Source organism: Caballeronia sp. DA-9, assembly GCF_051615025.1.
GTDB lineage: Bacteria > Pseudomonadota > Gammaproteobacteria > Burkholderiales > Burkholderiaceae > Caballeronia > Caballeronia sordidicola.
In genome coordinates, this window is the sequence record NZ_CP195133.1 from 920,293 (window position 1) to 938,330 (window position 18,038).

Genomic DNA, 18,038 nt, shown 5'->3' on the forward strand with positions numbered 1-18,038 from the left:
CAAGTGCTGGACGTTGCGGCGGCAAGCGTTAGTCATTTGGCCGACATTCAAGCGCGAGTTGAATCCGGCTTTAAAGCCCTAATGCGGCAGCCGTACGTCCAGCACGAGCGTCACCAGCCTTGCGACAAGAATGAACGCAGTCGATAGCAGCACGTTGTAGACGCCCAGCACGCCCATGGAATCGAGCCCGAGATACAGCCAGCAACCCGCGAACGCGCATACGGCATAAGGCCGAGAGTCGCGCAGGATCAGCGGAACTTCGTTGCACAGCACGTCCCGTATGATGCCGCCGAAAACGCCCGTCACCACGCCCATCAAGGCCGCGGTGAACGCAGGCATTTGTGCATCGAGTGCGATCGACGTGCCCGAAATGCTGAACAAACCAAGGCCGATTGCGTCCGCGACCAGCAATGCCCGCTGATCGAACAGGCGGGTCGTCAGGCGCAGGAACATGGGCGCCGTGAGCGCCAACGCGAAAATGACGATCACATAATCCTGGTGCTCGACCCAGTAAAACGGCCGGCGCGAGAGCAGGACATCGCGCACGGTGCCGCCGCCAAATGCCGTCGCGAGCGCAACCAGAAAGGCGCCGACCGCGTCCAGCCGGCGTTTTCTCGCTTCGATCAACCCCGATATTGCATACGCGAAGATTGCGAGTCCCTCCATGATGGCGATTGCCAGGGTAAGCCGGGGATGCACCTTCAAGGCCTCTTTCGCTGATCGCGATGACTGCGGGCGTCCCGGTCTTGCGGATGTCCATGATGATGCGGCGAGCCGGCCGGCTTCAGCAGCACAAGTACGGCGCCCGCGCCGCCATCGTGCGGCCGCGCCTGGCAAAACGCGATCACTTCCTCTTTCTGCACGAGCCACGCGCGAACCTTGCCTTTGAGCACCGGTTCGCGGCCGATCGAACCCAGCCCTTTGCCGTGAATCACGCGCAGGCAGCGCAGACCGCGTTTCGCCGATTCCCGGATGAACTCCGACAACGCCTCGCGTGCTTCCTCGCGTCGCATGCCATGCAGGTCGAGTTGCGCCTGCACGATCCACGCGCCGCGCCGGAGCTTTCGCACCACTTCCTCGCGAACGCCGTGGCGGCAATAGGAGAGCGAGTCGTCGGTATCGAGCAGGCTTTCGGGATCGTATTCGTCCGAGAGCGCCTCGTGCAGCACGGCTTCTTCGTCAAGGCGCGTCTGCAGCGGCAAGGGCGAAGGCGGCACGCGCGGCAGCGCCATGCGGGGCGGCGCCTTCAGCGGCTCGACCTCGCCGATAGCGCGGCGGAACACGTCGGCGTCGGCGAGTGCTTCGCGCTCCGCCGTCATCGCGGCCTTGCGCTGGGACTTGCGCACCGCCGCCTGCGCCTCAAGCGATTCGCGCAGCGCGCCGAGCCCGGCGAGACCATCGCGTTTGAGCGCTGCCGACAGTTCTTCTTGTGTCGGCGGCGCTTTTCTCGATGCCGCGGCTGCGCCCGGCGCGATCTCGCGCGGGCGCTTGGGCCGGGGTTCGTTCGGATGGGGCAGGTTCTTGGGCATTGGAAGGCAGAAGAAAATGCGCGGCGGCGCGCCTTGGTTCACGGCGCTTTCCGGAAAGCCTTTTTAACATGGGAGCGCGGGAAAAGGACGCGCATGAAGATGCGTCCACGCGATTTTTGCCGCGCCTGAAACGGAAACGCCGGTCGATTCCAAAGGATCGCGACCGGCGTTTGACCATATCTGATGCTTCAAACCACTAGCGCAACAGTTCCCGCGGCTTATCTCTCGGCTTCGGCGCTCATCGACCGGACGGCGGGGTTCTCGTGGATGCTTTCAAGATAGCGCTGCGCGTCGAGCGCGGCCATGCAGCCCGTTCCGGCGCTCGTAATGGCCTGGCGATAAATGTGATCCTGCACGTCACCAGCGGCAAACACGCCGTCTATGCTCGTGCCCGTCGCATTGCCCTGCAGGCCGCCGTTCGTGATGATGTAGCCGTTCTTCATTTCCAGTTGGCCCGCGAACAGGTCCGTGTTCGGCTTGTGGCCGATCGCGACGAACACGCCTTGCAGCGGCACTTCGCTGACCGTGCCTGTTTCCGTGCACTTGATTTGCAGGCCGGTCACGCCGCTTGCGTCGCCCTTGACTTCGTCGAGGACGTGATTCCACTTGATATCCACCACGCCTTCTTTTTCCTTCGCGAGCAGGCGGTCGATCAGGATCGGCTCGGCGCGGAATTTGTCCCGGCGATGAACCACCGTCACTTTCTTCGCGATACCCGCCAGATACAGCGCTTCTTCCACGGCTGTATTGCCGCCGCCGATCACGGCCACTTCGCCGTTCTTGTAGAAGAATCCGTCGCAGGTGGCGCACGCCGACACGCCTTTGCCCATGAACGCTTCTTCCGACGGCACGCCCAGATATTGCGCCGATGCACCCGTCGCGATGATCAGCGAGTCGCACGTGTACTCGCCCGAGTCGCCGATCAGGCGGATTGGCCGTTCGGTCAGCTTGGCAGTGTGGATGTGATCGAACACAATTTCCGTGTTGAAACGCTCGGCATGTTCCAGCATGCGCTGCATCAGTTCCGGACCTTGCACGCCCAACGGATCGCCGGGCCAGTTCTCCACGTCGGTCGTGGTCATGAGCTGACCGCCTTGCGCCAGACCCGTGATGAGCAAGGGCGACAGGTTGGCGCGCGCCGCGTAGACAGCGGCGGAATAGCCAGCAGGACCGGAGCCGAGAATCAGCACTTTTGCGTGTTTGGGCGAAGACATGAGAGCAATCCGTTTGGTTAGGGCCAAACCGCCGGGCGATCAGACGGTTTATTTCGCAGAAGGCGCGGGCGGCCAGGAACTGTGCCGGCGGCGCACTAATGCCGTTGACCTGTATTTAGGTGCGAGTTCGCCATTATAAAGAGTGTCAACAAGCGCCGCCGAGTGATCCTTTCAATGGCGGCCATAGGGTGCGCTGGCACGTCCGGCGTGTAACGCGGCTGTTACAGGGTGAAACCGTGGTCCATTTTTGCTCGATCATCGCAACGCAGCGTTTACAATGCGTCCTTAACCCTGTCGGCTCGCCGTGAGATTCATGGTGGGCCAAAAGCCTTACGGATCAATGGCAAAAGCTACCTATTCTGCAAGTGCGCAGGCGTTGCCTCACCGCATGTCGCGCCTTTTTACCGAGATTCGATGGATCCTGCAGGTCGCGCTCGGCGTGTTCCTGCTCATGGCGCTCGTGAGCTACAGCCGCCACGATCCGAGCTGGACCCACGCCGCGCAGGTCGACCAAATCGCCAACTGGGCGGGGCGGGTGGGCGCGTGGACGGCGGACATCCTTCTGCTGCTCTTCGGCCTTTCCGCATATTGGTGGGTCGTGCTGCTAGCGCGGCGGATCATCGCCAATTACCGGCGGATCACCAATCACGAGACGCCGGCCGAGCAACCGCTGAAAGACCGCACGTGGCTTGCCGAGGCCTTCGCTTTCGTGCTGGTGCTGCTGGCAAGCGACGGTATTGAAGCGTTGCGCATGTGGTCGCTCAAGGTGCAGGTGCCGCGCGCACCGGGCGGCGTGGTCGGCGAGGCCGTGGCGCATGCCGTTTCCCACGCGTTCGGCTTTACCGGCGCGACGCTGATCCTGTTGATTGCTCTGGCCATCGGCTTGTCGCTCTATTTCAACTTCTCCTGGCTTTCCGTCTGCGAAAAAACCGGCGACGGCATCATGGCCACCATTACGGGCGCAAGACTGCGCCGCGAAGCAGGGCGTGACCGCAAGCTCGGCGAAGCGGCGGCCGAAAAACGCGAAGGCAAGGTGGTACGGGGCCGCGTCAAGATTGAAGAGCAGGAACCGGTCATGATCGTGCCGCCGGCCGCGCCAGTGAAGTCGGCGCGGGTGGAAAAGGAAAAGCAGGTGCCGCTTTTCACCGATCTTCCCGGCGACTCCACGCTGCCGCCGCTGGCATTGCTCGACGCCGCGCCCGAAGTCAAGGAGACCATTTCCGCCGATACGCTCGAATACACGTCCCGCCTGATCGAGAAAAAACTCAAGGACTTCGGCGTGGAAGTGGCCGTGGTCGCCGCGTATCCGGGACCGGTCGTGACGCGTTACGAAATCGAACCTGCCACGGGCGTCAAAGGGTCGCAGATCGTGGGGCTGGCAAAGGATCTGGCGCGCTCGCTTTCGCTGGTTTCCATCCGCGTGGTCGAGACGATTCCGGGCAAGAATTTCATGGCGCTGGAGTTGCCGAACCAGCGCCGCCAGACCGTGCGTCTGTCCGAGATTCTCGGCTCGCAGGTTTATGCCGATGCCGCTTCGCCTTTGACCATGGGTCTCGGCAAGGATATTGGCGGCAAACCGGTGTGCGCGGATCTCGCGAAAATGCCGCACTTGCTGGTGGCCGGCACGACCGGCTCGGGCAAATCGGTGGGTATCAACGCGATGATCCTGTCGTTGTTGTACAAGGCCACGGCCGACGAAGTGCGCATGATCCTCATCGATCCGAAGATGCTTGAAATGAGCGTCTACGAAGGCATTCCACATCTGCTTTGCCCGGTCGTCACCGACATGCGGCAGGCCGGTCACGCGCTGAACTGGGCCGTGGCCGAGATGGAACGCCGTTACAAGCTCATGAGCAAGATGGGCGTGCGTAATCTGGCAGGCTTCAACAACAAGATCGACGAAGCCGCGAAGCGCGACGAGAAGATTCCCAACCCGTTCAGCCTGACGCCGGATGAACCCGAACCGCTGAACCGCTTGCCGACCATCGTGGTCGTGATCGACGAACTGGCCGACCTGATGATGGTCGTCGGCAAGAAGGTGGAAGAGCTGATTGCGCGGATTGCGCAAAAGGCGCGCGCTGCCGGCATTCACCTGATTCTCGCCACGCAGCGGCCATCGGTGGACGTGATTACCGGCTTGATCAAGGCGAACGTGCCTACGCGCATGGCGTTCCAGGTGTCATCGAAGATCGACTCGCGGACCATTCTCGACCAGCAGGGCGCCGAGTCGCTGCTCGGCATGGGCGACATGCTTTATCTGCCGCCAGGTTCCGGCTTGCCGGTGCGCGTGCATGGCGCGTTTGTATCGGACGAAGAAGTGCACCGCGTGGTGAACAAGCTGAAGGAGCAGGGCGAGCCGAATTACATTGAGGGCATTCTTGAGGGCGGCGTGGCCGGGGACGGTGAAGAAGGCGCGCCGGGCGCGTCCGGTGGCGGCGACGGCGAAGCCGATCCGCTCTACGATCAGGCCGTCGAGATTGTGATCAAGAACAAGCGTGCATCCATCTCGCTCGTGCAGCGGCACCTGCGGATCGGTTATAACCGTGCAGCGCGGTTGCTCGAGCAAATGGAGAATTCGGGCCTGGTTTCAAGCATGTCTTCGAACGGCAATCGCGAAATTCTCACGCCCGCGCGTGAAGCAGAATAGGTTTCTGGAGGTTTCATTCATATGCAGTCAGTGTTCAGCAAGTCGTTTCATCGCGTGATTCAAGCAGGGGTTTTGAGTGCGTCAATGCTGCTTGCATCGCAGGCATTCGCAAGCGGCACCGAGCAGTTGAAGGCGTTTGTCGCGCAGGTCCATGCGGCGCACGGCACCTTTGTCCAGCGTGAGGTGAAGGCGCCGAGCAAGGCGGCTTCCGCCACGGCCGCGCAGAACTCCGCGCCGAAAACTTCGGGCACGGCGAGCGGCACGTTCACGTTCGCGCGGCCGGGGAAGTTCATCTGGTCGTATGAGAAGCCGTATGCACAGGTGCTCCAGGCTGACGGCGACAAGCTCTATGTCTACGACAAGGATCTGAACCAGGTCACCGTGCGCGAGTTGGGCAATGCGCTGGGCGCGAGTCCCGCCGCGATCCTTTTTGGCAGCAATGATCTCGACAAGAATTTCACCCTGCGCGATGCAGGCGTGAAGGATGGCATCGACTGGCTGGAACTGACGCCGAAAGCGCAGGATACGCAGTTTCAGCAGGTGGGTATCGGCTTCAGGAACGGCAATCTCGAAGCCATGGAATTGCACGACGTATTCGGTAACGTGACCTTGCTGACGTTCTCGAATATCGAGAAGAACCCGCCGCTGAGAAACGATCAGTTCAAGTTCGTGGTGCCGAAGGGCGCCGATGTAATCAACGGTTGATCGCGGTTCAGGAAGCGAGGCGTTTGCAGCCTCGCTTGCAGTTGCACGGCGCTCAAGTCGCCGATGATCCGCTTTCCTGCCGCCGTCCCGCACCCGAAACCAGTGCCAGATAAGCCAGCGCGCCAATCACCAGCGCCGGCAGCGTGGCGCCGAGATTCGGCAGCCATTGGTTGATCGCGTGATAAGCCGCAATCCCGAGCGCCCACGCAACAAACGCGCTCACATGCCAGCCACCCGAAAACGAGTACGGGCCGTGCCGATCGGTCAGCGCGGCGACCGCCACGCGACGTTTGCGCACAATGAAATGGTCCGCGAGCACAACGCCGAATAGCGGCGCAAAGACCGAGCCAATCAGCAGCAGGAAATTCTGGTACTTGCCCATCTGCACGAGCAGCGCGATCAGCGTGCACAACGCGCCGAATCCCGCCGATAACAACGGCACGCTCGCCTTCGCCCAAAACGTGCCGGTGGACACGGCGGCCGAATGGATATCGGCGAAGGCGTTGTCGATTTCATCGATGAGGATCAGCAGCAGCGCAATCCCGCCCGCGGCCTGCGCAAACGCCACGGTGAGCAATGCATCGCCGCCGCCCGCCGCGAGGCCGTAGAACGCGCCGAGCGCATAGAACCAGATATTCGCAATGCCGTAACCGAACAGCGTGCCTCGAAACGTGCCGCCCGCGCTGCGGCCGAATCGCGTGTAATCCGCGATCAGCGGCAGCCATGAAAGCGGCATCGCGACAACCAGGTCGATACCCGCGCCGAACGGCATTTCGCCGGTGCCCGGCCGGTTCATCAGCGCGCCAATGTCCTGTTTCGACAGCAGGTTCCACGTGAGCCACCCCGCGCCGCCGAGCAGCAGCCACATGCCCCACGTGCGCAAGAAACGGCGGACAAAGGACAGCGGCCCGGTGATCGCGAGAACCGCCGCCAGCACGCCGAAAACCAGCGTCCAGATAAGCGGCATGGAGACGCCAAAGGACTGCTTGGCGAGGGCATCGGCGGAATCGCGCATCACGATGATTTCGAACGAACCCCAGCCCACGAGCTGCACCGCGTTGAGCACGGCGGGAACGGACGCGCCGCGAAGCCCGAGCGTGGGGCGCAGCGACGACATGGCGGCGAGCCCTGTGTCCGTGCCGACTACGCCGGCAAGCGCGAGCAAGACCACGCCGATCACGGTGCCGAGCACGATGGCCACGAGCGCATGCGGCAAGGACATGCCGGGCACGAGCAACGCGCCAGCCTGAGCCACCAGCAAGCCGATACCAAGCGAAAACCACAACGCGAAGGCATCCGATGTCCCGAACGCGCGGCGCGCGGCCGGAACGGGCAGCAGGGGAGCGTAAGTCGAGGCGCTGGTTTCGGCGGCGGTGTCGGTGGTGTTCTCTTGTGCCATTCGGATTTCGTCCTTATTTGCGAAGTTTGGGCCGGCTCGTGCGTGTTTTTATCGAAGAGAAACCGGGCGGGCGGCAACTGTCATAATCGACTATCGCAGCATTTTGAAGCAGCGCCGGCGTTTGTCTTGGAAAAGCGCACGAATTATCGCTGGCTTCGCGCTCGTTGCACCATTGCTGCATTCCCAGACTTATCCGGAAAATCCCAATCGCGCCATGTTCGAAGAAAACCGTGCCAATGTTCCCCTCGCCGAGCGTTTGCGTCCTCGTACCATTGACGAGGTGATCGGCCAGAAACATCTGTTGGGTCCCGACAAGCCGCTGCGCGTCGCATTCGAATCCGGCGAGGCGCATTCCATGATCCTCTGGGGACCGCCCGGCGTGGGCAAGACCACGCTCGCGCGCTTGATGGCCGCCGCGTTTCATGCCGAGTTCATCTCGTTGTCGGCGGTGTTGTCGGGCGTGAAGGACATTCGCGAGGCCGTTGAACTCGCGCAGATTCATCGGGCGAACGGGCATCAGACGCTGGTTTTCGTGGACGAGGTGCATCGGTTCAACAAAAGCCAGCAGGACGCGTTCTTGCCGCACGTCGAGTCCGGGTTGTTCGTGTTCGTGGGCGCGACGACCGAGAATCCATCGTTCGAAGTCAACAGCGCGTTGTTGTCGCGGGCGGCGGTCTATGTGCTGAAGAGCCTCGATGAAAGCGAGCTCGACGAATTGCTGGAGCGGGCGCAGGGCGAACTCGGCGGCCTGACGTTTTCCGATGACGCCCGCGCGGCGCTGATCGGCTCCGCCGATGGCGACGGCCGCAAGCTCCTCAACAATCTGGAAATCGTGGCGCGGGCGGCCGCGCAGCACAAGTCGACGCATATCGACGGCGAATTGCTTGGCAGCGCGCTGACCGAGAATCTGCGGCGCTTCGATAAAGGCGGCGATGCGTTCTACGACCAGATCAGCGCCTTGCACAAATCGGTTCGCGGCAGCAATCCGGACGCGACGCTTTACTGGTTTTGCAGAATGCTCGATGGCGGCGCCGATCCGCGCTATCTCGCGCGGCGAATCGTCCGGATGGCCTGGGAAGATATCGGTCTCGCCGATCCACGCGCTGGCCGCATCGCGCTCGACGCCGCCGAGACCTATGAGCGGCTTGGCACGCCGGAAGGCGAGCTCGCGCTGGCGCAGGCGCTGATCTATCTGGCGGTCGCGCCGAAGTCCAACGCTGGCTACAAGGCTTATAACGAGGCGCGGCGGTTTGTCGGCAAGGATCAGTCGCGCGGCGTGCCGGTTCATTTGCGCAACGCGCCGACCCGGCTGATGAAGGAGCTTGGATACGGCCATGAGTATCGATACGCGCACGACGAACCCGATGCCTTCGCGGCAGGTGAGACCTATTTGCCGGATGGCATGCGCGACCCGCACTGGTACGAGCCGACGCCGCGCGGGCTGGAGGGCAAGATCGGAGAAAAGATGGCGCGTCTCGCGGAACTCGACGCGCAATGGCGGCGCGACCACAAGGGCGACAAAAAGTAGCGTATCGACGTTTCTCGGTTGACGCTGAACGCGTGGATAGATGCAAATCGATGCAGCAATTGCGGGTTTCGGCAGGCCAGACGGCTAACGCGTCCAAACCACGTCAACACGCATGGCGTGCTGCGCTAAAATTGCGGATTCGCACATTTGGAAGAACCGGCCCCGCCATGCTCGACATTCAACTCCTGCGCAAAGATCCAGACGCTGTCGCCAAGCGTCTGGCCCAACGCGGCTACACACTCGACGTCGCGGCATTCGCGGCACTGGAAGCGGAACGCCGCGAAATCCAGACCCGCACTGAAGAACTGCAAATGCGCCGCAATACGCTGTCCAAGCAGATCGGCGCAATGAAAGGACGCGGCGAAGACACAGCGGCCGTCATGGCGGAAGTGGGGGGTATCGGCGAAACCATGAAGGCTTCGGCGGCGCAGCTTGAAGAGATTCAGAAGCGGCTGTCCGACCTCATGCTCGGCGTGCCCAATTTGCCGCACGAAAGCGTGCCAGTTGGCAACGACGAAGCCGGAAACGTGGAAGTGCGCCGCTGGGGTACGCCGCGTTCATTCGATTTTGAAGTGAAGGATCATGTTGATGTGGGTGCGCCGCTCGGGCTCGACTTTGAAACGGGCGCAAAGCTTTCGGGCGCGCGTTTCACCTTGCTGCGCGGGCAGATTGCGCGTCTGCATCGCGCGCTTGCACAGTTCATGATCGACACGCATACCGAGCAGCACGGTTATACGGAGGCGTACACGCCGTATATCGTCAATCCGGAAATCCTTGTGGGCACGGGCCAGTTGCCCAAGTTCGCCGACGACATGTTCCGTGTCGAAAAGGGCGGCGAGGAAAACACGGTCACCCAATACCTGATTTCGACGTCTGAAATCTCGCTGACGAACACGGTGAGGGAAAGCATCCTGGAAGCCTCGGCGTTGCCGGTCAAGCTCACCGCGCACTCACCGTGCTTTCGGTCCGAAGCCGGTTCGTACGGGCGCGATACGCGCGGCCTGATCCGTCAGCATCAATTCGATAAAGTCGAGATGGTGCAGGTCGTTTCGCCGGAAAAGTCGTATGACACGCTCGACGAAATGGTCGGCCACGCCGAAGCCATCCTGCAGAAGCTCGAACTCCCGTATCGCGTGATTACGCTGTGTACAGGCGACATGGGTTTTTCGGCATCGAAGACATTCGACCTGGAAGTCTGGCTGCCGGCGCAGAACACGTATCGTGAGATATCGAGTTGCTCGAACACTGAAGCGTTCCAGGCGCGGCGAATGCAGGCGCGGTTTCGCAATGCGCAGGGCAAACCGGAGTTTGTCCATACGCTGAACGGTTCGGGCTTGGCGGTTGGCCGGACGCTTGTCGCGGTGCTGGAGAATTATCAGAATGCAGACGGATCGGTGACGGTTCCGGTAGCGCTGCGGCCGTACTTGCGTGGCGTCGAGAAACTGGCAGTGCCGGCATCGGAATAAGACGAGTCTGTTGTAACAGACTTACGAAAAGGGGCTTGGAAACCGGATTGGACTCGTCTATAATCTTTCTCTCGCTGGACATCGACCCGTTTAGCGAGAGCCGCTGCAAGCAGTGGTGCGGCTGCAATAACTGGAAAGGTGGCAGAGTGGTCGAATGCGCTGGACTCGAAATCCAGTGTACCTTTAGGGGTACCGTGAGTTCGAATCTCACCCTTTCCGCCAAATTAAAAACACCCGCTGATCGCTAGATCAGCGGGTGTTTTGCTTTGTGGTCCGAAGCCGTAGCGCGGGTTGGCGCGTTTCAGCACTTCGGCAGCCGGCCTTCTATATCGGAGATAGTTTTTCCGTCCTGATTCCGGCCAATCGAACTGCGGCTCAGATTATTCGACGTCCGGCACGCCCAGTTGTCCGGCTTTTCGATACTTGGTACTGGCCGGTTCGCCCAGTCGTCAGCGCCTGAAGCTGGTTTGGGCTCGGACGCGCCGTCCAGTGCCCCTGCGATTGATGGCGCCCGATAAACGTGCGCCGGGAGGATCGACAAGGACACCGGGTTATCGGGCATGGGTACGGCAGGATCCGCAGCTTGAGCGTATGCCACATGACTTAGCGCATGGGCAATCAAGCCGGTTGCAAGCAGGTTTTTTCGAACAATAAAAGAGATTTGTTTCATGCGCTAATTCCGCTAATGGCAACTGTATGCCGCGAGCCCGGATGTACATCAGCAGTTGCGTGCGTTAAGGCGTCGTCAATTTATCCGTACTTGGCATAATCACGTCATCATTTCTTTAATCTGAATAACTTGATTTAGACGTCTCTCCAGTACTCGCGAACGCACGGATAAATAATAGCGCGAAAATTCGTTGAGACCTTGTCATGCGCGGCTGAACAAGGTGTCGGTGATTCAATCGCCGGTTTCGTTGCGAAATCAGTTGCGACCTTGCACGCCTTGACGCAACTGGGGTTTCGCCACATGCGTCCGCGCACGCTGGCGTTCGTATCGATATAAATTGTGAAGCAAACGTAATAACGATAGCGTCACCCTTGGCGCGCATTTTTGCTTCTGATAATGAATAACTAAAAAGCCCCGGTGAATCAGATTTCACCGCGGCTTTTTATTCTTCAAAATGCTTATCAAGTTGTACATCGTGCAATATTGAAGCGCATTTCCGGTTCCGGTAATGCGCTGTAGTCCCGCTCCGATTTCTGTACTTTTACGGTTGACCCATACTGCGACGGCGTCAACGTCACCAGCCACGCGTTGGGCCCGACCACGAGTTCCGAGGCGCCGCCCGATTTCGACGTGGACAAGGCCGGAAGCCGGTCTTCAAGGCAATTGAAGATGTCTAGCGGCGCGCGCCTCGACGACACGAATATCACCGGGTTCGAAGCACGAAGTTCGGGACCGCTCGTGGAACTGCATGCGGTGAGCGCGAGTCCCGCGAACAAGGCCACCGGCAACGGGCACCATAAAGTAATCGAAAGAGCAAACGAAACAGCGCGACTTGAGGGCATTGGCGAAAGGCGTAGTTAAAACAAGACGCAAATAGAGCGTAAACCGCTCCGGGAAACAAGCCTGAATCACGAGAAACGCGGTGCCGTGTGGCTGCGCGGCGATGCGGAAAGCATTGGAAAAAGAGCGGGGTAGCGCGCGATGCTATCATCGCCGGCATCCTGAAATAATGCGCTGCGGACACCTTGATACTGGATCGAAGCCCTATCGATACCGCGCGCCGACACACCAACGCTCCATGGCTATAACACTCAAGTCGCCCGGCGACATCGAAAAGCTGCGCATTTCCGGGCGCCTCGCCGCAGAAGTTCTTGCCATGATCGGCGAACACGTCAAGCCGGGCGTCACCACGGACGAGCTGGATGCGATCTGCAACCGCTTCATTGTCGACGAACTGAAGGCGATCCCCGCGAACGTGGGCTACATGGGTTTTACGAAGACCATCTGCACGTCAGTAAATCACGTGGTCTGTCACGGCATTCCGAGCGCACGGGAACTGAAGGATGGCGATATCGTCAACATCGATGTCGCGATCATCAAGGACGGTTATTTCGGCGATACGAGCCGCATGTATTACGCGGGTGCGCCGAGTCGCGAGGCAAAGCGTCTTTGCGACACAACCTATGAAGCCATGGTTGCCGGCATTCGCTCGGTGCGCCCGGGCGCGACGCTCGGCGACGTGGGTTACGCGATCCAGACGGTCGCCAACCGCGAAGGTTATTCGATCGTGCGGGAGTATTGCGGTCATGGAATTGGCCGTGTTTATCATGAAGATCCGCAAGTGCTGCATTACGGACAACCGGGCGCGGGCTTGCGCTTGAAACCGGGCCTTGTTTTTACCATCGAACCTATGGTGAATGCCGGCCGCGCTGCAACGCAGCAATCGCGCGACGGCTGGACGGTGACAACAAAGGACCGATCGCTTTCCGCGCAGTGGGAACACATGGTCGCCGTCACCGACGATGGCTACGAAGTGCTCACGCCTTGGCCCGACGGCACCGGCGAGTATGCGGCGCCGTGAATACACGGGCGGGCGCCAGAGCACATAGCCTGCAATAATGATTTGACTCGTTTGCCCGTTCGGTCGAAGCTACCAAATTAGACGAGCCAGACGAGCCGGCAAAAACAGCCTGAGACATAGCCTAAGAAGACTGCTTAAGAAGCTTGTGACAAGCTTGAGAGAAAAACACCCGCATGAGTCCTTCACTAACTGTTCACCGGATCGCCGCGCATCAAGGCGCAGTCCTGCGCGAACTTCGCACGGCCTCGTTGCGCGAAGCACCGTATGCGTTCGGGGAGACGCTGGAGGAAGCCTTGTCCGCCGATGTCTCGAGCTTCGACGAAACGGCTGATCGCCACGCGAATTCCGACATCACGGCATCTTTTATTTTGTACACGGAAGGCCATCCCGCAGGTCTTGTCGGTGCGTTCATCGAAGAGGCCGCGGAGCCGCGTGCTTTCGTTTATGCGTTGTGGGTCGCGCCGGCAGTGCGGCATTTGCGTGGCGGCGAGTTGCTGGTGAACGCCGCGACCCAATGGCTCGCGGAGCGGCGCGTGCACGACGTCTTTGCATGGATCGCCGATGGCAATCGCAACGCCATGCGGTTTTATGAGCGCCTGGGTTTTGGTCCGACCGGCGAGCGGCGCCGGATTCCCGCGCATCCCGAGGAATTCGAGACGCTGCTGGTGCGTCGCGTGGGCGATCGCGCCGCGTAGTTCCGGACACGTGCATCCGCGCAATTGCCGCAACGGGATGGGCCGTGCGTGATAACGTGGCCTGTTCGCCCGCTCATGTTCTCTTCGCGGTTCCTCAAGTTCTTTCTTTCCAGCGGACATCACGCTGCCTGTTGCAAAACGACACGACGCTTGCACGGCACCTGTATTGCATCGGCAATCTGAAATTTTCCTGCTGTCCGCGCTCACGCCTGTAAAATACGCAAAAATTTTGGCTTTACCTATGTCGCTCAAAAAAACGCCCTTTTTCGAATTGCGCAGCGGCTCTGTCGACACGCTTTTGTTTGTCGTCAAGACTACCGACCTCGACGCGCTGCGCACGGAACTCACGCGGCGCTTCGAAGCGACTCCTGAATTTTTTGCGGGCGATACCGTCGCCATCGACGTGCGCCGGCTCGACGCGGGCGATCGTATATCGGTGAGCGAACTCGCGGCGTTGCTCGACAGCGTGCGCATGCGTCCTGTCGGCGTGGTGGCGTTGCCGGAGCAGGCGTGGGCGGCTGAAAACGCGTTGCCGCTGCTGGAGGCCCGCGACCGGCGAGGCGCGCCCAAGCCTTCAGTCGATGCCAACGTCGAAAACACCGAAGCCGTCGCCGTGATCGAAGCGGCAGTCGCGCAAGCGCCGCCGCCGGGCGCGCCGGCGCCGAAGACCACGATCATCGATCGGCCGTTGCGTTCCGGGCAGCAGGTGTACGCGAAGGGCGATCTTGTCGTGCTCGGGCTCGTGAGCTACGGCGCCGAAGTGATCGCGGAAGGCAACATCCATATTTATGCGCCGTTGCGCGGCCGGGCGCTTGCGGGTGTCCACGGCAATCTCGACGCGCGCATTTTCTGCACTTGTCTTGAACCGGAACTGATTTCCATCGCGGGGATTTACAGGACGACGGAAACGCCGCTCACGCCGGATGTTCTGGGCAAGTCGGTGCAGATCTGGCTCGATGAAGAAAAACTCATGATCGAACCGTTGCGGCTGACCTGAGCGGCCTGATCAACATCAGCCAACGCGCGCCTGATGGGGACGGCGCGCATCAGGACGGCATGCCGGCGGATTTAATGGACGAACACAAGGTACAGGAATGGCAAAAATCATTGTGGTGACTTCGGGCAAGGGCGGCGTCGGCAAGACGACCACCAGCGCGAGCTTCGCATCGGCCCTCGCATTGCGCGGGCACAAGACGGCCGTGATCGATTTCGACGTCGGCCTGCGCAATCTCGATCTCATCATGGGCTGCGAACGCCGCGTGGTGTATGACCTCATCAATGTGATCCAGGGTGAAGCGAACCTGAACCAGGCGCTGATCAAGGACAAGAAGTGCGAGAACCTGTTCATCCTGCCGGCTTCGCAAACGCGCGACAAAGACGCGCTTACGCAAGACGGCGTGGAGAAGGTCATCAACGATCTGATCGCAATGGACTTCGAATACATTGTCTGCGACTCGCCGGCCGGGATTGAATCAGGCGCGCTGCTCGCCATGCATTTCGCCGACGAAGCGCTGATCGTGACGAACCCGGAAGTGTCGTCGGTGCGTGATTCGGATCGCATTCTCGGCATTTTGTCGTCGAAGACGAAGCGCGCTATTGAAGGCAAGGAACCGGTCAAGGAACACTTGCTGATCACTCGCTACAACCCGAAGCGCGTGAGCGAGGGCGAGATGCTGTCGCTCACCGACATCCAGGAAATCCTGCGCATCGATCTGATTGGCGTGATTCCGGAGTCGGAAGCAGTGCTGCATGCGTCGAACCAGGGTTTGCCGGCCGTGCACCTCGATGGCACTGACGTGGCTGAAGCGTACAAGGACATCGTCTCGCGCTTTCTTGGCGAGGAAAAGTCCCTGCGCTTCACTGACTATCAGAAGCCAGGTCTGTTGCAACGCATCTTCGGCAACAAGTAAGGGGACGCAATGTCGATTCTTTCGTTTTTGCTGGGCGAGAAAAAGAAGTCCGCTTCGGTCGCGAAGGAACGCTTGCAGTTGATCATCGCGCACGAGCGCGCGGGTGGCCAGCCGGCCGCTGATTATCTGCCGGCGTTGCAACGAGAACTCGTTGCCGTGATTTCCAAGTATGTGAAGATCTCAAGCGACGATATTCGCGTGAGCCTGGAACGCCAGGACGATCTGGAAGTGCTTGAGGTGAAGATCGAGATTCCATCGGTCTGACGTATTTGACGTCACCTCAAAGCGGGTAAGAAAGCCGGAATCGATGTCTGATTCCGGTTTTCGCGTTTCTGCGGTTTATCGTTTGCGTGCGCGGAGTTATTGGGCGATGCCGAATTACATCAATATTCGGTTGCAGTTTAGCCATCGCCGTTACATGGGATTTGTCGGCTAAAGCGCGGGTTCGCGCATTGATTGGGTATCGCTGCAACGTTTCGTGTGCTGCGACTCACTCGAGAGGCCGATCATGAAAATTCGTTTGTTAATCGCCCAGGCGGCCATTGTCATGGCCGGTGTTGCCGCTGTCGCGGGAAGCGCGTCGGCCGAAGTCATCATCGTGGCGCCGAATGCGCCGCCGCCAGTTCGCGTGGAAGTCGCGCCGCCGGCGCGCGCCGGTTATGTGTGGGATCAGGGCCATTGGCGCTGGGAGCACGGGCAGTACGTGTGGAATCCGGGGCATTGGCAAGTCGAACGGGTGGGATATCACTGGGTGCCGGGACATTGGATCGCGCGTCGCGGTGCGTGGCGATATATGCCGGGGCACTGGGCCTGAGGTTTATCGCTCGCCCGTGCGTTCGTTTAACCCCATGCCGCGACGGGCGGCCAGTCACATGCCGCCCGCGCACCGGAGCTTCAGATGAAAACGAAACTGCTGATCGTCACCTTGCTCGCGACCTTGCTTGGCGGTTGTATCGTCGTGCCGGCGCATTCTTATGCGTACCGGCCGGCAGCGCGGGTCTACGTCTATTGAGTTTTATTTGGTCGCAGGCTCTTCTGCATCGACGGGCGTTTCAGTTTCAGGCACTTCAGGAGACGCTCGCGGCACGGGCAACGGCAACGGCGTCATGTAACGCTGGGCGAGCGCTTCGTACAACGGCGGCGCGAAAAAGCGCGACACGCGGCTCGCGATCAATGCCGTTGCCATGAGCGAGATCACCAGCGCGTGGCCGTCGATCATCTCCATGACGATCACGAACGACATGATCGGCGACTGCGTGACGGCCGCGAGATAACCGACCATGCCGAGCGCGATCAGCATCGACAACTGCATGTCGCCGAATACCATGTGCAGCAAGTTGCCGAAACCCGCGCCAATTGAAAGCGAAGGCGCGAAAATGCCGCCGGGAATGCCGGGCAGATATGAGCCGATCATCGATACCATCTTGAGCAGCGGGTAGAACACCGAGAGATGTTCGTGCCCTTCCAGCAGACCTCGCGCTTCGGCGTAGCCGCTGCCGAACGTGGTGCCGCCCGAAACCAGCCCCACAATCGCGATGATCAAGCCGCACACCATGGCGAACACGACCGGCTTGGACGCATGCAGTTCGCGCAAGCGCGCGGGAATCCATCTCGATGTATTGAGCAGGAGCCAGCAGAACAAGCCGCCCGCGATACCCGTCACGACCGCCGTCAGCACTACGGCGACCGCGAGCAAACTGGGAAAATGCGCGCCGACGCTGATGGTTCCGAAATACGTGTAGTTGCCGTTCAGGCCCAACGCAACAATGCCCGCGAGGATGATCGCGGTGATCAGCACGCCGCTCGTGCGCGCTTCGAAGCTGCGCGTCAGCTCTTCAATGGCGAAGACAATGCCCGCCAGCGGCGTATTGAATGCCGCCGATAACCCCGCCGCCGCGCCCGCGAGTACAAGCTGCCGTTCTATGCGCGCATTGGATCGGGGGAACAGGCGGCGAAGGTTGTACATCAGCGCTGCGCCGACCTGCACGGTCGGACCTTCGCGGCCGATGGTGAAACCGCCGAGTATCGCCAGGAAGGAGATGCCGATCTTGGCGGCCACAATGCCTGGCGACAACAGCCGCGTTCCAAGTCCTGGCGGACTATGCAGCACGGCGATCACTTGCGGAATGCCACTACCTTCGGAGCCGCGAAAAAACCTGCGCGTGAGCCAGACCGACAGCGCGGCGACGGCTGGCGTTAGGATCAGCGGCAGCCACACGTGGTCGTGCTGAACCAGACGGAACGTGTTGTAACCCCAGTCGATGAGTCTTGCATAAAGCACCGCCACAAGTCCCACCACGATCGCGCCGACCCAGAAAATGCCGTATCGATGCCAGATACTGCGCGCGCGCCGGACAGTGCGGCGGGGAAGAGAGCGGAGCACTCGATTCATGAGCAATAAGCCACGCGACCGG

The 18,038-nt window shown here is 60.5% G+C and carries 17 protein-coding genes and 1 tRNA gene; 11 read left to right on the forward strand and 7 right to left on the reverse strand.

Translation table 11 applies throughout. The features are described from left to right. Positions 1 to 78: 78 nt before the first annotated feature. From ACRWA7_RS20350 to trxB, 3 genes are all read right to left on the reverse strand, one after another. A complete protein-coding gene (locus ACRWA7_RS20350; protein ID WP_438396713.1) occupies positions 79 to 699 on the reverse strand; it encodes a trimeric intracellular cation channel family protein in 621 nt (206 codons plus the stop codon). A gap of 2 nt (positions 700 to 701) precedes the next feature. Beyond that, positions 702 to 1,529 carry a Smr/MutS family protein gene (locus ACRWA7_RS20355; protein ID WP_438396714.1) on the reverse strand — a complete coding sequence of 276 codons (828 nt, stop codon included), beginning with the start codon at positions 1,527 to 1,529 and terminating at the stop codon, positions 702 to 704. A 218-nt stretch (positions 1,530 to 1,747) separates the two neighbouring features. Continuing rightward, a complete protein-coding gene (gene trxB, locus ACRWA7_RS20360) occupies positions 1,748 to 2,743 on the reverse strand; it encodes a thioredoxin-disulfide reductase (protein WP_060856881.1) in 996 nt (331 codons plus the stop codon). Between the two features lie 340 nt (positions 2,744 to 3,083). Here trxB and ACRWA7_RS20365 point away from each other — a divergent pair, with 340 nt between their 5' ends. Beyond that, positions 3,084 to 5,390, forward strand: coding sequence for a DNA translocase FtsK (locus tag ACRWA7_RS20365; RefSeq protein ID WP_060856923.1), 2,307 nt, complete (start codon positions 3,084 to 3,086; stop codon positions 5,388 to 5,390). Positions 5,391 to 5,411: 21 nt separating this feature from the next. After that, positions 5,412 to 6,095 (forward strand): outer membrane lipoprotein chaperone LolA, encoded by a 684-nt coding sequence (gene lolA / locus ACRWA7_RS20370; RefSeq protein WP_438395739.1) that lies wholly within the window; start codon positions 5,412 to 5,414, stop codon positions 6,093 to 6,095. Positions 6,096 to 6,147: 52 nt separating this feature from the next. On the opposite strand, the gene cytX is transcribed toward lolA, so the two are convergent. Next, positions 6,148 to 7,494 carry a putative hydroxymethylpyrimidine transporter CytX gene (cytX, locus tag ACRWA7_RS20375; protein ID WP_438395741.1) on the reverse strand — a complete coding sequence of 449 codons (1,347 nt, stop codon included), beginning with the start codon at positions 7,492 to 7,494 and terminating at the stop codon, positions 6,148 to 6,150. A 214-nt stretch (positions 7,495 to 7,708) separates the two neighbouring features. Between cytX and ACRWA7_RS20380 the strand changes: the two genes are divergently transcribed. From ACRWA7_RS20380 to ACRWA7_RS20390, 3 genes are all read left to right on the forward strand, one after another. Further along, positions 7,709 to 9,022 carry a replication-associated recombination protein A gene (locus ACRWA7_RS20380; RefSeq protein ID WP_438396716.1) on the forward strand — a complete coding sequence of 438 codons (1,314 nt, stop codon included), beginning with the start codon at positions 7,709 to 7,711 and terminating at the stop codon, positions 9,020 to 9,022. A gap of 167 nt (positions 9,023 to 9,189) precedes the next feature. Continuing rightward, positions 9,190 to 10,488: a serine--tRNA ligase gene (gene serS / locus ACRWA7_RS20385; RefSeq protein ID WP_438395743.1), complete on the forward strand. Its 1,299-nt coding sequence runs from the start codon at positions 9,190 to 9,192 to the stop codon at positions 10,486 to 10,488. 132 nt (positions 10,489 to 10,620) lie between these two features. After that, positions 10,621 to 10,710, forward strand: a tRNA-Ser gene (locus tag ACRWA7_RS20390). 79 nt (positions 10,711 to 10,789) lie between these two features. Here ACRWA7_RS20390 and ACRWA7_RS20395 read toward each other — a convergent pair. Further along, positions 10,790 to 11,158 (reverse strand): hypothetical protein, encoded by a 369-nt coding sequence (locus ACRWA7_RS20395; RefSeq protein WP_438395744.1) that lies wholly within the window; start codon positions 11,156 to 11,158, stop codon positions 10,790 to 10,792. Positions 11,159 to 11,619: 461 nt separating this feature from the next. After that, on the reverse strand, positions 11,620 to 11,940 hold the full coding sequence (locus ACRWA7_RS20400; protein ID WP_438395745.1) for a hypothetical protein: 321 nt from the start codon (positions 11,938 to 11,940) through the stop codon (positions 11,620 to 11,622). Positions 11,941 to 12,236: 296 nt separating this feature from the next. Between ACRWA7_RS20400 and map the strand changes: the two genes are divergently transcribed. The 6 genes from map to ACRWA7_RS20430 all read left to right on the forward strand — a co-directional run bounded on the left by map (position 12,237) and on the right by ACRWA7_RS20430 (position 16,438). After that, entirely contained in the window at positions 12,237 to 13,019 is a 783-nt protein-coding gene (gene map, locus ACRWA7_RS20405; RefSeq protein ID WP_060856886.1) for a type I methionyl aminopeptidase, read from the forward strand. Positions 13,020 to 13,192: 173 nt separating this feature from the next. Then, the gene (locus tag ACRWA7_RS20410) at positions 13,193 to 13,714 is read left to right on the forward strand and encodes a GNAT family N-acetyltransferase (RefSeq protein ID WP_060856887.1); all 522 of its coding nucleotides are present in this window, start codon (positions 13,193 to 13,195) and stop codon (positions 13,712 to 13,714) included. A 241-nt stretch (positions 13,715 to 13,955) separates the two neighbouring features. Beyond that, positions 13,956 to 14,711, forward strand: coding sequence for a septum site-determining protein MinC (gene minC, locus ACRWA7_RS20415; RefSeq protein ID WP_060856888.1), 756 nt, complete (start codon positions 13,956 to 13,958; stop codon positions 14,709 to 14,711). A 97-nt stretch (positions 14,712 to 14,808) separates the two neighbouring features. Next, complete coding sequence (gene minD, locus ACRWA7_RS20420) at positions 14,809 to 15,624, forward strand: septum site-determining protein MinD (RefSeq protein WP_060856889.1); 816 nt, start codon at positions 14,809 to 14,811, stop codon at positions 15,622 to 15,624. A 9-nt stretch (positions 15,625 to 15,633) separates the two neighbouring features. After that, positions 15,634 to 15,888 carry a cell division topological specificity factor MinE gene (gene minE, locus ACRWA7_RS20425; RefSeq protein WP_060856890.1) on the forward strand — a complete coding sequence of 85 codons (255 nt, stop codon included), beginning with the start codon at positions 15,634 to 15,636 and terminating at the stop codon, positions 15,886 to 15,888. Positions 15,889 to 16,132: 244 nt separating this feature from the next. Beyond that, a complete protein-coding gene (locus tag ACRWA7_RS20430; protein ID WP_438395747.1) occupies positions 16,133 to 16,438 on the forward strand; it encodes a YXWGXW repeat-containing protein in 306 nt (101 codons plus the stop codon). A 201-nt stretch (positions 16,439 to 16,639) separates the two neighbouring features. Here ACRWA7_RS20430 and ACRWA7_RS20435 read toward each other — a convergent pair whose 3' ends face one another. Next, positions 16,640 to 18,016 carry a chloride channel protein gene (locus ACRWA7_RS20435; protein ID WP_438395748.1) on the reverse strand — a complete coding sequence of 459 codons (1,377 nt, stop codon included), beginning with the start codon at positions 18,014 to 18,016 and terminating at the stop codon, positions 16,640 to 16,642. Positions 18,017 to 18,038: the final 22 nt, after the last annotated feature.